Source organism: Pseudoalteromonas sp. 2CM41L (genome assembly GCF_023161905.1).
Taxonomy (GTDB): Bacteria; Pseudomonadota; Gammaproteobacteria; order Enterobacterales; family Alteromonadaceae; genus Pseudoalteromonas; species Pseudoalteromonas atlantica.
Genome location: NZ_JALNTN010000002.1, coordinates 363,040 through 379,572, shown reverse-complemented (window position 1 = coordinate 379,572; position 16,533 = coordinate 363,040). Strand labels below are relative to the sequence as shown.

General features: G+C 41.7%; 14 protein-coding genes and 1 pseudogene. 10 read left to right on the top strand and 5 right to left on the bottom strand.

The genetic code is table 11. The annotated features are described in order from the left end of the window. The first annotated feature begins 8 nt into the window (after window positions 1–8). The 7 genes and pseudogenes from rsxC to MTF64_RS04540 form a co-directional block, all read left to right on the top strand. Entirely contained in the window at window positions 9–2,561 is a 2,553-nt protein-coding gene (rsxC, locus tag MTF64_RS04570) for an electron transport complex subunit RsxC (protein WP_248450725.1), read from the top strand. Next, on the top strand, window positions 2,558–3,616 hold the full coding sequence (gene rsxD, locus MTF64_RS04565) for an electron transport complex subunit RsxD (protein WP_064386453.1): 1,059 nt from the start codon (window positions 2,558–2,560) through the stop codon (window positions 3,614–3,616). The genes rsxC and rsxD overlap by 4 nt, the downstream gene beginning before the upstream one ends. Further along, a complete protein-coding gene (rsxG, locus tag MTF64_RS04560; protein WP_248450723.1) occupies window positions 3,613–4,251 on the top strand; it encodes an electron transport complex subunit RsxG in 639 nt (212 codons plus the stop codon). The genes rsxD and rsxG overlap by 4 nt, the downstream gene beginning before the upstream one ends. Next, window positions 4,248–4,946, top strand: a complete 699-nt coding sequence (locus tag MTF64_RS04555) for an electron transport complex subunit E (protein ID WP_004589483.1) — start codon at window positions 4,248–4,250, stop codon at window positions 4,944–4,946. The genes rsxG and MTF64_RS04555 overlap by 4 nt, the downstream gene beginning before the upstream one ends. A gap of 44 nt (window positions 4,947–4,990) precedes the next feature. Next, window positions 4,991–5,623: an endonuclease III gene (gene nth / locus MTF64_RS04550; RefSeq protein WP_096041465.1), complete on the top strand. Its 633-nt coding sequence runs from the start codon at window positions 4,991–4,993 to the stop codon at window positions 5,621–5,623. Between the two features lie 171 nt (window positions 5,624–5,794). Continuing rightward, entirely contained in the window at window positions 5,795–7,150 is a 1,356-nt protein-coding gene (locus MTF64_RS04545) for a serine hydrolase domain-containing protein (RefSeq protein WP_248450722.1), read from the top strand. Window positions 7,151–7,235: 85 nt separating this feature from the next. After that, a pseudogene (locus MTF64_RS04540) lies at window positions 7,236–7,478 on the top strand (endonuclease III); the annotation flags it as partial. A gap of 49 nt (window positions 7,479–7,527) precedes the next feature. Here MTF64_RS04540 and MTF64_RS04535 read toward each other — a convergent pair. Together MTF64_RS04535 and MTF64_RS04530 are read right to left on the bottom strand one after the other, a co-directional pair. Then, on the bottom strand, window positions 7,528–8,187 hold the full coding sequence (locus tag MTF64_RS04535) for a hypothetical protein (RefSeq protein WP_248450720.1): 660 nt from the start codon (window positions 8,185–8,187) through the stop codon (window positions 7,528–7,530). A 1-nt stretch (window position 8,188) separates the two neighbouring features. Then, a complete protein-coding gene (locus MTF64_RS04530) occupies window positions 8,189–8,695 on the bottom strand; it encodes a sigma-70 family RNA polymerase sigma factor (RefSeq protein ID WP_248450718.1) in 507 nt (168 codons plus the stop codon). 499 nt (window positions 8,696–9,194) lie between these two features. Between MTF64_RS04530 and MTF64_RS04525 the strand changes: the two genes are divergently transcribed. Next, window positions 9,195–9,698 carry a hypothetical protein gene (locus MTF64_RS04525; RefSeq protein ID WP_054983420.1) on the top strand — a complete coding sequence of 168 codons (504 nt, stop codon included), beginning with the start codon at window positions 9,195–9,197 and terminating at the stop codon, window positions 9,696–9,698. A gap of 87 nt (window positions 9,699–9,785) precedes the next feature. Here the strand turns inward: MTF64_RS04525 and MTF64_RS04520 are convergent, their stop codons facing one another. Beyond that, a complete protein-coding gene (locus tag MTF64_RS04520; RefSeq protein ID WP_248450717.1) occupies window positions 9,786–10,151 on the bottom strand; it encodes a DUF4345 family protein in 366 nt (121 codons plus the stop codon). A gap of 2 nt (window positions 10,152–10,153) precedes the next feature. Further along, window positions 10,154–11,119: an AraC family transcriptional regulator gene (locus MTF64_RS04515; RefSeq protein WP_248450715.1), complete on the bottom strand. Its 966-nt coding sequence runs from the start codon at window positions 11,117–11,119 to the stop codon at window positions 10,154–10,156. A 209-nt stretch (window positions 11,120–11,328) separates the two neighbouring features. Here MTF64_RS04515 and MTF64_RS04510 point away from each other — a divergent pair, with 209 nt between their 5' ends. Further along, the gene (locus tag MTF64_RS04510) at window positions 11,329–12,279 is read left to right on the top strand and encodes an SDR family oxidoreductase (RefSeq protein ID WP_248450713.1); all 951 of its coding nucleotides are present in this window, start codon (window positions 11,329–11,331) and stop codon (window positions 12,277–12,279) included. Window positions 12,280–12,390: 111 nt separating this feature from the next. Next, the gene (locus MTF64_RS04505; RefSeq protein WP_248444024.1) at window positions 12,391–12,948 is read left to right on the top strand and encodes an alpha/beta fold hydrolase; all 558 of its coding nucleotides are present in this window, start codon (window positions 12,391–12,393) and stop codon (window positions 12,946–12,948) included. 586 nt (window positions 12,949–13,534) lie between these two features. On the opposite strand, the gene MTF64_RS04500 is transcribed toward MTF64_RS04505, so the two are convergent. Continuing rightward, window positions 13,535–16,492, bottom strand: a complete 2,958-nt coding sequence (locus MTF64_RS04500; protein WP_248450711.1) for a TonB-dependent receptor — start codon at window positions 16,490–16,492, stop codon at window positions 13,535–13,537. Between the last annotated feature and the right edge of the window lie 41 nt (window positions 16,493–16,533).

The following is a 16,533-nucleotide window of genomic DNA, read 5'->3' as shown; positions in this document are numbered from 1 at the left end:
AGGTTTGAGTGGAAAAGTTACTTGAACAAATTAAAAAAGGCACTGTTTGGGCATTCCCGGGCGGCGTGCATCCACCACAACAAAAAACACTCTCTAACAGTGCGCGTATTGCTAGGCTTCCTCTACCTGATAAGTTAGTTGTACCAATTAAACAGCACATTGGTGCTAACGGAAAATTAATTGTAGAAAAAGGCCAACAGGTATTAAAAGGCCAAGCACTTACCGTGCCCGTTGCGAATTGGTCTGTGCCTGTACATGCGCCCAGCTCTGGCACCATAACAGATATTGCTTCTATGCCTTCGGCGCATCCATCGGCTTTACCTGAGCTAAGTATTATTATTGAGCCTGATGGCAAAGATCAATGGTGCGAACTAACCCCAACACCTAACCCAAGTGAGCTTAGCCACGATGAATTAGTCGATATAATTCATCAAGCAGGTATAAGTGGTATGGGTGGAGCAGGCTTTCCTACTTATGTAAAAGCCGATATAAAACAACCTATTGAGTTTTTAATTGTTAATGCTGTTGAGTGCGAACCATACATAACAGCCGACGATGTGTTAATGCGTGAACATGCCAAGCAAGTAGTGCAAGGCATTGAGCTAATGCAACAAATTTTAAACCCGACACTGTGTATTGTTGGCATTGAAGATAATAAGCCCGAAGCCATAGCGGCTATGAAAAGTGCCGCAGAGCACAACGCCAATATTGTTATTCAAACGGTGCCTACTGTTTATCCATCGGGTGGCGAAAAACAATTAATTAAATTACTTACAAACCGTGAAGTACCCAGTGGCGGTATTCCTGCCGATATTGGTATTTTAGTACACAACACAGGAACTTTGTTTGCTGTGCAGCAGGCAGTGTACGAAGGTAAACCGCTTATTGAACGCGTTGTTACAGTAACAGGTAACACCATTCATAATGCGGGTAATGTATGGGCATTATTAGGCACCGAAGTTAAGCACCTGCTTGATTGCCAAGGTTTTTCACCCGTACCCCAGCAGCGCGTTGTAATGGGCGGGCCGATGATGGGCTTTACCTTACCGACTGTGCGTATTGGGGTAATTAAAACCACCAACTGTATTTTAGCTCCCGATCATAAAGAGCTGGCAGAGCCTGGCCCTGAAAAAGCCTGTATACGTTGTAGTGCCTGTGCAGATGCCTGCCCAGCTTCGTTATTACCCCAGCAATTACAATGGTTTGCAAAATCAAAAGAATACGACAAATTACAAGAGCACAACTTATTTGATTGTATTGAATGTGGTGCGTGTGCGTATGTATGCCCAAGCGAAATTCCACTGGTGCAGTATTACCGCGTAGCAAAAGTAGAAATAAAAGAGCAACAAGCCGAAAAAATTAAAGCCGATAGAGCAAAAGAGCGCTTTGACGCCCGTAAAGAACGCCTAGAGCGCGAGCAACAAGAACGTCAAAACCGCCATAAACGTAAACCAGCGGCAAAAACATCAGATGAAAAGCAAAAAGTAGCGGATGCCCTTGCCCGCGTTAAGAGCAAATCATCAGATGGCGATGAAAAATCAGCTGTAGCCGCTGCAATTGCCCGCGCCAAAGCAAAAAAACAGCAAGGTGAAGAGCTAGAGCCAGATAACAGTGAAGTAGCTAAAGAGCGTGCACTACGTAAAGAAAAAGCACGTAAATATAAAGAACAAAAAGCTGCCGAGGGCGAGTCATCACCAACACCTGATGATAAAAAGTCAGCCGTAGCTGCTGCTATTGCTCGCGCTAAAGCTAAAAAAGCGGCGCAAGCTGAGCAAAGTGCAGAGCCACAAAGCGATGAAGCTCCCGCCCCAGCTGATGATAAAAAAGCAGCAGTAGCTGCTGCTATTGCGCGTGCTAAAGCTAAAAAAGCGGCGCAAGCTGAGCAAAATGCTGAGCCACAAAGCGATGAAGCAACCGCCCCAGCTGATGATAAAAAAGCTGCGGTAGCTGCTGCTATTGCTCGCGCTAAAGCTAAAAAAGCGGCGCAAGCTGAGCAAAGTGCAGAGCCACAAAGCGATGAAGCTCCCGCCCCAGCTGATGATAAAAAAGCAGCAGTAGCTGCTGCTATTGCGCGTGCTAAAGCTAAAAAAGCGGCGCAAGCTGAGCAAAATGCAGAGCCACAAAGCAATGAAGCCCCCGCGCCCGCAGATGATAAAAAAGCAGCGGTAGCTGCTGCTATTGCGCGTGCTAAAGCTAAAAAAACCGCTAAAGCGGCTGCGCAAGCCCAGCAATCAGATGAACCAAGTGCTGCTGAGCAAACAGGTGAAGTTGAGCCTGAAAACTCACAAACACGCTCTCCTGCCGATGACAAAAAAGCGGCCGTAGCTGCTGCTATTGCCCGCGCTAAAGCTAAAAAAGCCGCTAAAGAAGCAGAGCAATCAGCAGCAAGTGAACACAGCACACCTGAACAAAGCAATGAGCCACAAACCAGCAGCGGCTCAGACTCTGAGCAAACGGCCTCTGAGCAAACTGCAGCAGAAAAGAAAAAAGCCGCCGTGGCCGCCGCAATAGCGCGCGCCAAAGCTAAAAAGTTACAAAAAGAAGGAAATGATCAGTCATGAAATTAACCATGGCCAGTTCGCCGCACAACCATAGCCATAAGTCGTTAACGCGATTAATGCTAACCGTAATTGCTGCGTGTATTCCTGGGCTAATAGCGCAAGTGGTATTTTTTGGGACTGGCGTACTTATTCAGTTAGTACTGGCACTTGTTGCTGTAAGCGTATTTGAAGCAGCCATTATGTTAATGCGTAAACGCCCTGTTTGGCCTGCATTGAGTGATGGTAGTGCTTGGCTTACTGGTGTGCTGTTAGCACTGAGTATTCCGCCGCTGGCGCCTTGGTGGGTCATTATTATTGGCTGTTTATTTGCCATTGTGATTGTAAAGCAACTTTATGGTGGGCTTGGCTTTAACTTATTTAACCCAGCAATGGCCGCATACGTACTACTTTTAGTCTCGTTTCCGGTGCAAATGACCGCTTGGTTACCCGTTACCGATTTACTTAATGCCCCAATTGGCTTTATTGACCAATTACGCCTTATATTTACTGATTTTACCGCTCTGGGCTTTAGTGTTGATCAAGTCCGTGCCGGCGTTGATGGTCTCACCATGGCCACCCCGCTTGATACAGTTAAAACCGATGTAGCACATGGTCTAACCGTTAGCGAAAGTATGCAAAAACCGATTTTTTCTCAATGGGCTGGGCTTGGTTGGCTATGGGTTAACCTAAGCTTTTTAGCCGGTGGTTTATACCTTTTAAAAGCTAAAATTATAAACTGGCATATTCCAGTAAGCTTTATAGGCTCACTAGCGCTGTGCAGTGCCATTGGCTATATTGCCGCGCCGGGTACCGAGCCGGGTATGGTCTTTCACTTATTAAGTGGCGCGACCATGATGGGCGCATTTTTTATCGCAACCGATCCTGTTTCGGCTGCAACTACCAATAAAGGGCGCTTAATTTATGGCGCATTAATTGGCTTGTTGGTGTATTTAATTCGCACCTTTGGTGGCTTCCCTGATGCGGTAGCCTTTAGTGTATTATTAATTAATATTGCTGTACCGCTGATTGATTACTACACCCAACCACGCACTTATGGCCACGGAGCAGTAAAATGATTATTTCATCAATGGCTAAAAATGGCGCGATATTAACAGCCTTTGCACTGATAACAACAGGCTTAGTTGCCTCAATTGATGCCTTTACCGCCGATAAAATTGCCGAGCAAGAACGCTTGCAACTAACCTCACAATTACAAGAGGTATTAAACCCAAGCAGCTACGATAATCAGCTCAATACAAATTGCGTAATTATGAGCGACGAACAACTTGGTCCTTACCCCGAGCAAGTTATTTACCGCGCTTATAAAAATCAGCAACCTGTTGCACTTGTAATAAGACACATAACACCTAGTGGTTACAGTGGCGATATTAACTTATTAACCTCCGTACTTGCTGATGGCACCATTGCCGGCGTTCGCACGACTAAGCACGAAGAAACGCCCGGCTTAGGCGATAAAGTAGAAGTTAAAAAGTCGCTATGGATCACTACATTTAACGATTTAACGGTTCAAAGTGAAGACGATGCCCGTTGGGCGGTAAAAAAGGATGGCGGCCAGTTTGACCAATTTACCGGTGCAACAATTACCCCTCGCGCCGTGGTAGGCTCGGTAAAAAATGCCGTATTATTTGCAAAAACTAACTTTGACGCCATTTTTAAACAGCCTAATGCTTGCCAAGAGGTAACACAATGAGTGAGTTAAAAACCTTATACAAAGAAGGCGTATGGGCTAACAACCCCGCGCTAGTCCAGCTACTCGGTTTATGCCCGCTTTTAGCTGTAACATCAACTGTAACCAACGCTCTTGGCCTAGGGTTAGCCACTTTATTAGTTTTAGTAGGCTCTAATATTACTGTTTCAGTTGTGCGTAATTGGGTGCCTAAAGACATTCGTATTCCGGTATTTGTAATGATTATTGCAGGCTTTGTGACCATAGTTCAACTACTTATGAATGCGTACACCTTTGGCTTGTATCAATCATTAGGCATATTTATTCCACTAATAGTAACTAACTGCGCCATTATTGGCCGTGCAGAGGCGTATGCCTCTAAAAACCCTGTGCACCTGTCTGCATTCGACGGCCTAATGATGGGCTTAGGCTTTATGGCCGTACTGTTAGTGCTAGGTGCAATGCGCGAACTGATAGGCCAAGGTACATTATTCGATGGAGCCGATTTGCTCCTAGGGCCATGGGCACAAAGCCTACGCTTGGAAATATTTAGTTTCGATAGCCAGTTTTTACTCGCTATTTTACCACCCGGCGCCTTTTTAGGGCTTGGGCTGCTAATAGCAGCAAAAAATGTTATTGACGCACAAATAAAATCAAAACAAGTAACGCCGCCAGAAGCCGAAAAAGGCCCACGCGCACGTGTTACTAGCTTAACTTAAGGGGAAAACGCATTAACGCTATTAGCTAATGCGTTTTAAGTTGCATGAATAAAGAAAAACGTCACCAAATACTCTCGCGCTTGCGCGAGCAAAACCCGCATCCAGAAACCGAGCTTGAATATTCAAGCCCATTTGAGCTACTAGTAGCTGTTACGCTCTCTGCACAAGCCACCGATGTAGGGGTAAATAAAGCCACCCGTAAATTATTTCCGGTTGCTAATACGCCACAAGCCATTTTAGATATTGGCCACGATGCGCTTCGCGATTATATAAAAACCATTGGGTTATTTAATTCAAAAGCCGCAAACGTGTACAAAATGTGCCAAATATTGGTTGATCAACATAACGGCATTGTTCCCGAGAACCGCGAAGCTCTAGAAGCCCTACCCGGTGTTGGCCGAAAAACCGCAAATGTAGTGCTCAACACAGCCTTCGGCTGGCCAACCATTGCCGTAGACACGCATATTTTTCGTGTTTCAAACCGCACCAAATTTGCGATGGGCAAAGATGTAGTCGCCGTTGAGCAAAAACTTGAAAAGGTTGTTCCTAAAGAATTTAAAGTAGACGTACACCACTGGTTAATACTACACGGGCGCTACACCTGCGTAGCACGTAAACCTAAATGCGGCAGCTGTATTATTGAAGACTTGTGTGAGTTTAAAGACAAAACTGATTAACTAGCAATGGGTTATGAAGTTTGTTATTAATAGTTTAATTAAAAAAGTGAGAAATGTTGCAACAGAATCCTATGTAATTAACTCACTACTAAATTAATTTAACAGAATAGTGTCACGCTAATGATCCGAAATTTCACTGTAATCCTTCTTATATACTTTGCAATATCTTCAATGGCTTATGCAGTCGAGGAAAATACACAAAATAAGAATATGAAAGTGTCTGAAGTTGCAGATAACATCGCAATTCAATACCAAGAAATGGGATGGTTTTCAGGAAATGTGCTGATAACGAAAGATGGTAAAGAGGTATTTTCATCTTCTTATGGTTTTCAGGATATTGAAAAAGAATTAAGGAACAGAACTCAAAGCCGCTTTAATCTTGGATCAATAATGAAAGACTTCACCAAAGTCCTAATTTTGAAACAAGTAGAAGCTGGAAAGCTCAAGTTAAGTGACAAACTCATTACGTTTGAGTTAGGCTTTAAACAGCTTCATGCTGAGAAAATTACAATTGAACATTTACTAAATCATAGAGCTGGATTTGCTGATATCTTTGTAGCTGAATATCGTGAGAATCAACTCGCGTTTGATACTCTAGACAAAAAACTAAAACTGTTAATAGACACCCCTCTCTTATTCGAACCTGATAGCGATTATAAATATTCAAACTACGGTTATGTAGTGTTGGGTGTCATTCTTGAAAAAGTTACAGGCCAATCATTCGAAAAGTTACTTGCAAACAATATTTTCAATCCAGCTGGCATGTCATCAACAACCTTCAAGCCTATGAACTATCATGAGCACCAGTCGATACGATATACCTATAAGTACAATAATACGTTGAAACGAGTTGGTGTTACAGAACATCCCAGCCCGGATGGTGGCATTGAGTCTACAGTTATAGATGTTCAACAGTTTTATCGTGCGCTCTTTTATACCGATAAACTACTAAAGAACTCTGACCATACAAATCGTAAGTCATTTGCAATGGATGGCTCCCATTGGGCCGCATACGGTGGAGGGTTGGGAGTGAGTGCTGCTGTTGAGGTTGATTTGGAAAATGGTTATGAAATTGTCGTCTTGGCCAATACCGATCACCTAATTGCAGAGCGTATTTCTGGCCGAATTTTGTCTTTTATTCAAAATGGTAAATATGAACCGATAAAGCAATTGGAAAAAAACTTTGCTTTCGAGTATTACCAAACAAATGGCCCAAAAGGGTTTGTTAAACACTTTAAGAGGACATACCGCGAGAACGGTTATAAGCAGTTTATTGGTCGAACAATCAATGAATTAGGCATGGAGTTGCTTAAGTCAGAATCATGGACAGCAGCATTTGATATGTTTAAGTATTTGATATCCCTTTTCCCTGATGCGCCGCAAGTATACGATAGCTTAGCATTTGCTTACTTATCAAAAGGAGACTTTGAAATGGCGAAAAGCACTTTCCGTAAGTCGTTAGCAATTAAATCCGATTTTAAAAGTGATTATGCAAGTGACAATTATGGTCATATTAAGCAACTGTAAGTACGTTTATCGCACAAAAATGACCGTCAATATGGGTATGCTGCGAGGCCATAGTTTAAAATAAAATCTATTTTCCTTATCTTTAGGCTGGCCAACCATTGCCGTAGACACGCATTTTTTTCGTGTTTCTAACCGCACCAAATTTGCAATGGGTAAAAATGTAGTTGCTGTTGAGCAAAAACTTGAAAAGGTCGTCCCTAAAGAATTTAAAGTAGACGTACACCACTGGTTAATACTACACGGGCGCTATACTTGCGTTGCCCGTAAGCCTAAATGCGGCAGCTGTATTATTGAAGACGTGTGTGATTTTAAAGAAAAAACGGACTAACCTCGAATAACTCTATTTTGGGTATTTTGAAAGTAAGACAGCTAATTATTTAGCTGTCTGTTGATTCTATACTATTTATAAATTGCGCCATATTTACTAAACGCTCACCGACAATAAATGCAATGGTGCGTTTAACCCAAGACGCTTTAATATTTGTGTAGTTTAGTTTAGCTAATACGCAGCTTGTAATTATTAAAAGTAGAAGCGATGACACGCTGTAAAACCAAACCATATGTTGCTCTAGGTGAGCATACAAGTCAATTTCAAATAGCACATCAAAGCCAATAAAAACATAAGCCATATAAAAAGGTGCAGACATAAGTAACAACTTAGTTAGTTGTAATTTATGTGAGCAAAGGCGGTAAACGTCTTTTTGTAGTTGGCTAATTGGCTTTGCATAATCAACGTTAGCAATATGCACTATTTGGCCGATATTACCTACAAGGCCAGCAATGGAAAATACACTCAGTATCAACGCAGATATTGAAGGCGCTGAAACACTAAAGTTATTTGCAATATACTGCCCCAATAAAACAATAATAAAAAAGAAGGCTGCGCTTTCAATAATACGTGCCCACTTCATAGCATTAAGCTCTTTCATTTGTTTATTCACTTTTGTTTCGCTCAGCAGTGATTGGTTTATTGTAATGGCCGATTCGTTAACACTATTTTGCTGCTGCCATGTGTTTTTAATGTTATCTAAATTCATATTAAGCCCCCTGTTTTTCAAATTGATTTTTTAGTGTTTCTTTAATGCGGCCAATTCGCGTAGCGACGTTGGTTTTACTTATGCCTAAACTCGTCGCTATGCTTTGATGGGGTTCGCCTTCTAAATACAACAATACTATGGCTTTATTTAACTTATCGAGCTTTGCTATAAATTCATAAAGCTGCTTAACCTCTTCGCTTTTATCATTGTGCGCTGAGAGGTCGGCTATGTGCACAATGCACTGCTCACTTTCATTGGCTTTATCTTCTCGTTTACTGTCTTTGCGGTAATATGAAATCGCCACATTCAGTGCTATTCGGTACATCCACGTAGAAAATTTATAGTCTTTGTCGTAATTATCATAAGCAAGCCACATGGTGGTGAGTATTTCTTGCGCTAAGTCTTGCCTGTCGTGTTGGTTTTGACAGTAAGAGTTTACAACTTTATAAATAATGCCTTTATGCTGCTCCATTGTTTGAGTAAACAGTGCTTTTTTATTGGTGTTCATTTACGCATAAATCCATCATCTAAATTAATCTCATCACGTAGTTGGCTCATCACAGTTTCATTGTGTTTAATTTCTAATGCACCTGTTTTTAAAAGTAATAAAGTGCGGCGCTTTGGCTAATGCAACATAGCCTGTACACATTTATATAAACATTTTAGCTGCACGATAGTACTCACATAATCGCCTTATCTAGTTATTCGCAGTATCGCTGAAATAATCACAACTATTTAAAAAATAATTATCTGAGGGAGTAATAAGCTAAGTAAAAGAGCAAAGCGAGGAGCTAGCTCTTTTTTCTGCTTTGCTATTAAAAGGGGACTCCTAGTTAAAAGATTTTTTTAATATAGCAATAGTTAATATTATTGTATCTCTGGTTATCAAATATGACTCAGGCTAAAGGTGGTAAAAAAACATACAACCTGCTATTAATAGTGAATAATAATTTAAGGAGGTTTCTGCGTTAGCGCTGTAAGAAACCACATAACTTCAAGGATGTATTTTGCAAAGTAATCATTCAAAATTTCAGCCAAATAAGTGGTCATTATTAAATTTAGCTGTTGTGCTTATACTGGCGGGTGCATTTTATTATTTGGGTCAATTTTCTGTATTTCATTCGATTCTTTTAAGCCTAATTTGTTTTATTTCATTTTTAACCTTATTAATTTTAAAGCGTTGGAAAGCATATATTAACTATTTAAAAGCAATAGGAGATGAGATAGAGCGAGACAGATTTCACTTAGGTGAACACATAGTATCGATGGTTCCTTACATGAACTTACAAATAACAGTTCATGCACGTATGGATGAATCAGCTTTATTAATCAAAAAAGCAAATTGTTATATTTCGATTAATTTAAAAGATATTTGCTCATTTGAGCCAACTGAATATTTCGGACGGCCAATCGCGAAAGTAATTTTGGCCGATAATAAAAACTTAACTCCTGCACTCTATGTACCTTGGTCTGAAGAAATGGCGCTAACTCAAAGTAAAGCTCATGGGTAAACGCCTTTGTTTGCTTATCATGCCATAAAGGTATTAAGCGTTACACTCTAAGGCGATACTAAGATTTATAGCGGTTTAACTCTGATACTAAGTGCGTACTTTTAAATACCACCAAATTAATGGCGCGAGTATTACTATTTCAATACCCACATTTAGCCACTGTTTTGCTACCGAGCCATCTAACATAATGCCAATAAGCCTTGCAATTAATAGTCCTACGAGTAACGATGACAGTGTTGCCGCTATGCTAGCTTGCCAAGGTACAAGCTGATGATGAAATTGCAGCAATAAGCCAAAACCAATAAATAACCCCCACCAAATTCTGCGCTCTACGGCCTTAAAAATATCATTCGGAACTGGCTTGTTGCTTATCAGCTCAGGATTGGCAGCTAACACTATGCCAAAAATAATGAATACCGCACCAACAACCCTAAAAATGACTGTATTATCCATGATCAATCCCTCAGGCTGGTTGTTTGATCAACTGTTTGAACAATCGATTGCTCAACAAGCTCCTGAGGTAACTCCTTTGCTTGGCTCCACTGCTTTGGCGATTGCCCATACATACGTTTAAATTCTCGGCTAAATTGTGATGAGCTAACATAGCCTACCGACATGGCCGCCGAACTTACGTTCATACCCGCTGCAATTTTCATCGCGGCGGTATTTAAGCGCATAGATTTCACAAATTGAATCGGCGACATACTGGTCGCATCCTTAAATTTTCGATGCAAAACAGCCCTACTTACGCCAATTTTTGCAGCCATATCGTCTATGGTTATGCTCTCATCTAATCGAGATGCCAAATAATCAATTGAGCGTGCTATGTCGTTTCCTACGCCAAAGGCTTGGTGCACACTACTACCTGCCTGTCCGTTTAATATGGCGTAATATAATTCTCGCAGTCGCCCTTCGCCTAAAACCGCAATATCTACAGGGTTGCCTACAAGTTGCAGCAATCGTAGTAATGAATCGGTAAATGAGTCATCCCATGCTGCGAGTGTAAGCCCTTGCGTTTTGGGGCCTGATGCGTGTTTTTTTACACCTTGTGCAGCCATGGTAATAGATAATTCGGTCATCACTTTTGTATCTAGCGATACAATAACGCCTAGCAAGGGGGTCTCAGGTGAAGCCGTGGGTGTACCCGCTTCTACCGGCATAGACATAGGGCAGCACATATAATTATTTTCATCGTATATAAAATGCTTACCATCGAGTATGGCTTCTTTAGCGCCACTGACTATAGCAACAATACACGGCTCGTATACCGCAGGTGCACAGCGCATAGCATGCGTTACTTTAAACAACTGAACACCTTTAATACCCGTTTCTATTAGCCCTTGGGTATAATTTTCATCGTTGTTTACATCGTTAAAAGACAGGCTATTTTGTATAAGTTGCTTAATGTGGTGTTTGCTCATTCACCCATATCTTTTAAATATAGAATAATTCTAATCTAGCACCGTAAATACACATTCTCAATGCAGCGATACAAATAGGCATATTTTAAAGAGGATATCGCCTAGTTACACCTGGTGGCGAGAGTTATATTACCTAACAAGCACTTTAGAGCAATACGCATAACCCTGTACTGCATATTTATACTTAACTATTGATAGGAATTTAACTAATGAGCGCAACTAACCCATTTGGCCCTTCTGGCTGGACTCCCGACCAACTCAGTTCTTTAGTTGGTAAATGCTATCTAATAACGGGAGCAAATACAGGCGCAGGCTTTGAAGCAACCCGACTATTACTCGCTAAAGGCGCAAAAGTAGTTATGCTCAATCGTAACCCTTTAAAATCAGATGAAGCTATTGCTAAGTTAAAACAGGAGTTTGGCAATAGTACCGATGTGAGCTTTATAAAAATGGACCTAGCAGAGCTTGCATCAGTACGCCATGCAGCCAACGAGGTATTACAAACTGTGCCACACATAGATGCACTTATTTGTAACGGCGCTATTGCGCAGGTCGCGACTCAGCAATTTACTAAAGACGGCTTTGAAAGTCAGTTAGGGGTTAACCACTATGGGCACTTTTTACTGTGTGGTTTACTTTTTAACAAAATAGAGCAATCAAACGGACGTATTGTCGTAGTGGCCAGTGAAGGTTACAAAATGGGGCTTAAAACGATTCAATTTGATGACATGAATTGGAATAAAAACTACCACCCAAATAAGACCTACTGCCACAGTAAACTTGCACAAATGATGTTTGCTTATGAGCTGCAAAATAAAATAGCCGCCGCCAATAAAAATGTGCAGGTGTTTGTGTGTCACCCAGGTGCAGCTAATACCTCTCTTATTGGCGATAATGTTAACTTTGCAACCCGATTTACCTGGTCACTAATAGTAAAAATGGGCTTAGCGCAATCGGCAGAGCAAGGTGCATACCCTGAGGTTATGTGTGCCACCGAGCATAACCTAAAACAACGTGCGTATTATGGCCCATCAGGAAGATGGAATTGGAGCGGCCCCGTAGGAACATGCAAACTTGAGCCGTTTGCTTTAGATCAGCCTGTACTTAGCAAATTATGGGCGGTTACTGAGCAGCACACTGCTTTTAAATGGACAATATAATTACTAATAGCGAACGTGTGTAGGGTGTAAAAGTAATGAAAAAACCATTAGTAATCGGACTAATACTTTTACTTTTCCTAACCGGCTGTAAAAGTACCAATAATCCTCCCTGTGCAGTATAAACCTAATGATGAGCTGGTAGTACTTGCCCATGGATTAGGCAGAAGCGATTGGGCAATGCCATATTTTGCCCAGCAGCTTAAACGTGCACATTATAAAGTATGCAGCCTAAATTACGCCTCTTTAGGGCAAAGTGTTGAGGCTGTATTTACTCAAACAACCACACAAATTAATGCCTGTATTGCTAATGCGAGTAAAGTACATTTTGTAGGCCACTCCCTAGGTGGCTTAGTTATTAGAGCCTACTTGCAAAATAACCCTCGGGTATTTAATGATAATACACTTGGAAATGTCGTGTTAATTGGTACGCCTAACAAAGGCAGCGAATTAGCTAATCATTTAAATGGTTCATGGTTAATGCATATAGCCGGCGGTGTAAGCCAATCTTTAATTACAGGCAGTAAGAGTTTGGGCAACACCATAAATGAGCTGGACATTAATTTAGGCGTAATAGCCGGTACTAAAGCATCCACCCTGACACAGCATTATTTTAAAGGTAAAAACGATGGCTTGGTGTCTGTAGAATCAGCCAAACTGAGGGCGTGTTGATTTTTGCGGATTGAAATTTGTTCAATCTAGGGGCGATTAAATCGCGGCGCGAGGTTTGTAACCTAGTGGGCTCGATAACTGCTCCTGCGTTATTCTAATGACTTACATCCCTGTAAGAATAAGTAAAAACCAAGTAAAGCTTCCGCGCCCTGCTCACGCCCCTTACCTACATCCATGTAGGCAACAAAGAGTTTATCGCCCCTAGGCAGAACCCAAAGGGCAGCGCATGTTTGGCATTTATGCAGCGTTATCGCCTATTTATGGGGAATAACCACACTTCACAGGCTCTGCCTTGCCTAAAAACCAAACACACTGCTGCAAATTCAACCATCAAATACCAACACGCCCTACTAATATGCGTGATTTTATTACCCTTGATGTAAGCCACACGGGAATGCGCTACAACCAACAAGTAATACAACACACACTTTATTTTTTGCAAACAGGTGCATTTTTCCCCCCAACACAAAGAACCACGGCCCATTATTAACCACCTAACTGCGGCTAATTTTAGGTAAAAAAAAAGCAAGCCATGTGGCTTGCTTTTTAGTGCCCGTTCAAAGGCTACACACTCTCAACATACTTTTTAAAAACGGTAACTTGCACCCAGTGTAATACGACGGTCAGTTAAACCTTGGAAACACAATAGTGCGCTTTCGTTTACACATGATTGGCTAATTTCAGATTCAGTAATATTTACTGCCTCTAAGCCAATATTAAGTTGCTCGTTCACATCGTAACTAATACTTGCATTAAGCTGGCCACGGTCTTCTTGTACCACTGGGAAACCCCAAGGGAAGCTAGACGTACTACCAAAGTCATTTGAACGATACCCTTCACGCCACGTGTAACGCATACGTGCTGATAGGCCAAATTTTTCGTAGTACAGCGTAAAGTTATACGCGTTTTCAGAAAGGTTAAGTAAGCCTTGAATTTCACTTACTTCAATACCTGGCGTACCGGTGGTTGCTGCAAATACATTACTTGCTCTTGAGGTTGCTGAATTTTCGGTTTCACCACCTGAGAACTCTTGAATTGTATAGTTAGCTAATACACCAAAGCCAGATGCCCACCCTAGGTCTTTTTCAAAGCCTGATAGGTCATACTGAAAGGCAAACTCAATCCCTTTTTGGGTAGTTTCACCACTATCGTTTACTTTTGTTTCTGTACCAACACATACGCCACGGCCATTCTCAGGGCCAAATACGTTTATATCTGCAATGGGGTTAAATATACCGCCACCTTCACATGGGTCTGTTAAGTCGCGATACCCTGTTACAGGGTCTTCAACTGGCGAGGTTAACTGATTTACGTGTAAGTCTTTACGTGTTTTATGAAAAATACCTACGCTAAATACACTTGCCTCTGCAAAATACCACTCTGCCGATAAATCGTAAGACAGTACTTCTTCAGGTTTCAGTGCTGGGTTACCAAATTCCACTTCGTCATTTGGACTTGTGCTGTAGGTAATAGACGTTGATAGGTCGTTATAATCAGGGCGACGAATATCTTTACCTACACCAAAGCGCACAAGTACATCTTCTGATACATCAGCGACAAGGTTTAAACGAGGTAAAATAAAGTCATAGTCAGATTCATTGGTAATACGCGTTACCAGTTCATTACCACTACCATCTTGAGTAACTGAGTTGCCCGTAGACTCTACGTCTGTTTGAATGTAACGCACACCAATGTTACCGCGCACCATTTCGTACTCAAAGTTAGCTTGTGCATATAGCGCATGGGTGGTTTCTTCTATATCAAAAAAACCTGCAGAACTTGAAGTAGGTGCATTTAATGTTTTGCTTGAACCGTGCGCAGTCATCGCTGCTTGTAATGTGGCAAGTACCGCATCAGGGTCTGAGGCCACAAGCTCAGGATCAATAAGTAAAAAGTCGCCTATGTATAACGAGCGGCCATCAGCTTCGTTAAAGTTATCTGGGCCTGCCACTAATAAGTCGGCAAATAAATCACCCGACGGGCTATCAGCCATGGTTCTTAAACCAATGCTTGAAGTAATTTCGTTTTGTTTGCTTTGTGATTTACTGTAGCGGTAACCAAAATCAATAGAGGTTACAATTGAGTCTGTGTAATAGGTTGAATCAATACGGAACGCATCTTCAGAGTTTTCAACGGTATCTTGACCAATATTTACATCACGTAGCACTACATTTGCAGGGTCTAGTAGTTGTTCAACCGTTGGTGCGTACTCTGCCCCCTCTGCAATACCAAATGCCAATGCGCCACCTGATAAGTCATACTCAAACGGCACACTATTATCATTACCGCCACCAGCATCTAATGGCACATTAGGGTTAATAAAGTTAAGCGTTGTATTAAAGCTAGGCGTAGTTGTATCTGAAGATGACGAAGCAATTTCAGCACTAACAAACCACTTATCGCCTTGCCATTCGCCACCGAGTCTAAAAATATTACTGTCGGTAACACGCGAGTTTGTATCACTTGAAAAACGAAGGTTAGGATCGTCATCATCGTTTTCTAAATTAACCGGAATGACACCGCGTAAGGCCGCTTGAATAGACCCAAGGTTGGTACCGCCAAGTGAGCCTAAGTTTACGGTTTCAAATTCATCAGGAACCGAAATATCATTAAGCGCACTTACACCAGAAGCCTGTACACGAGAACTTTCTTGGCGACGTTCTTGATCGTTAACCACAGCATCAAAATAAAACTTTGTGTTGTCGTTTGGCGCCCATTCAATGGTACCTACAAAGTTTTTAGTTTCGTATTCGTAGTTATCGTAATCTTGTACAAAAAATTGAATCGGTAAAAAGTCAAAAGACTGAGCGCTGGCTACACCGCTATCTGCAGTGATAATGTTATCTCTATCTGCACGTGGGCGAAACGCCGTTACATCTTGCTCTGCGTAACTGCCGCTCACTAACACACCAAATTTACCGTAATCACCTTCCCAGTTATCAGCAAAAGTTCCCGAAAAACGTGGTTGCAAACCGCTATCAGTGCTTAAGCTACTGTGCTCACCTTGCACTCTAATAGTGGCTAGCTGCTCACCTAAATGCAGTGGGCGAATCGTTTTAAGGTTAATAGTACCGCCTACAGAGCCCTCTATTGTTTTCGCTTCAGGCGACTTTATTACCTCTAAGCTTGAAATAATTGACGCTGATACATCTTCAAAGCTAATACCACTTCGACCAGAGCTTGAGCCCACCGTTGATACACCGTTAATTTCGGTACGGTTAGCATCAGTACCACGAATTTGTACACCTGTGCCTACACCCGCTTGGCGTGTAATTTGAATACCCGTTACGTTTTCTAATACTTCAGCGAGGTTTTGATCGGGTAATTTACCAATATCTTCTGACTGAATAATTTCAACTAGGCTATCTGCAGAGCGTTTTTCAGCAAGTGCATTAGTAAGTGATTGACGAATGCCAGATACTTCGATGATCTCTACATCATCTTCTGCAATTGGCTTGGCTTCCTGTGCGTGTGTGGACAAAGAAAGGTTTAATGCTGTGGCAGATATAACTGCTAGCGTAATTTTTGATAACTTGTGATTCATAGTTTTTCCTGTGTGTGTCAGTGCTATGTGTAACTCGCTAT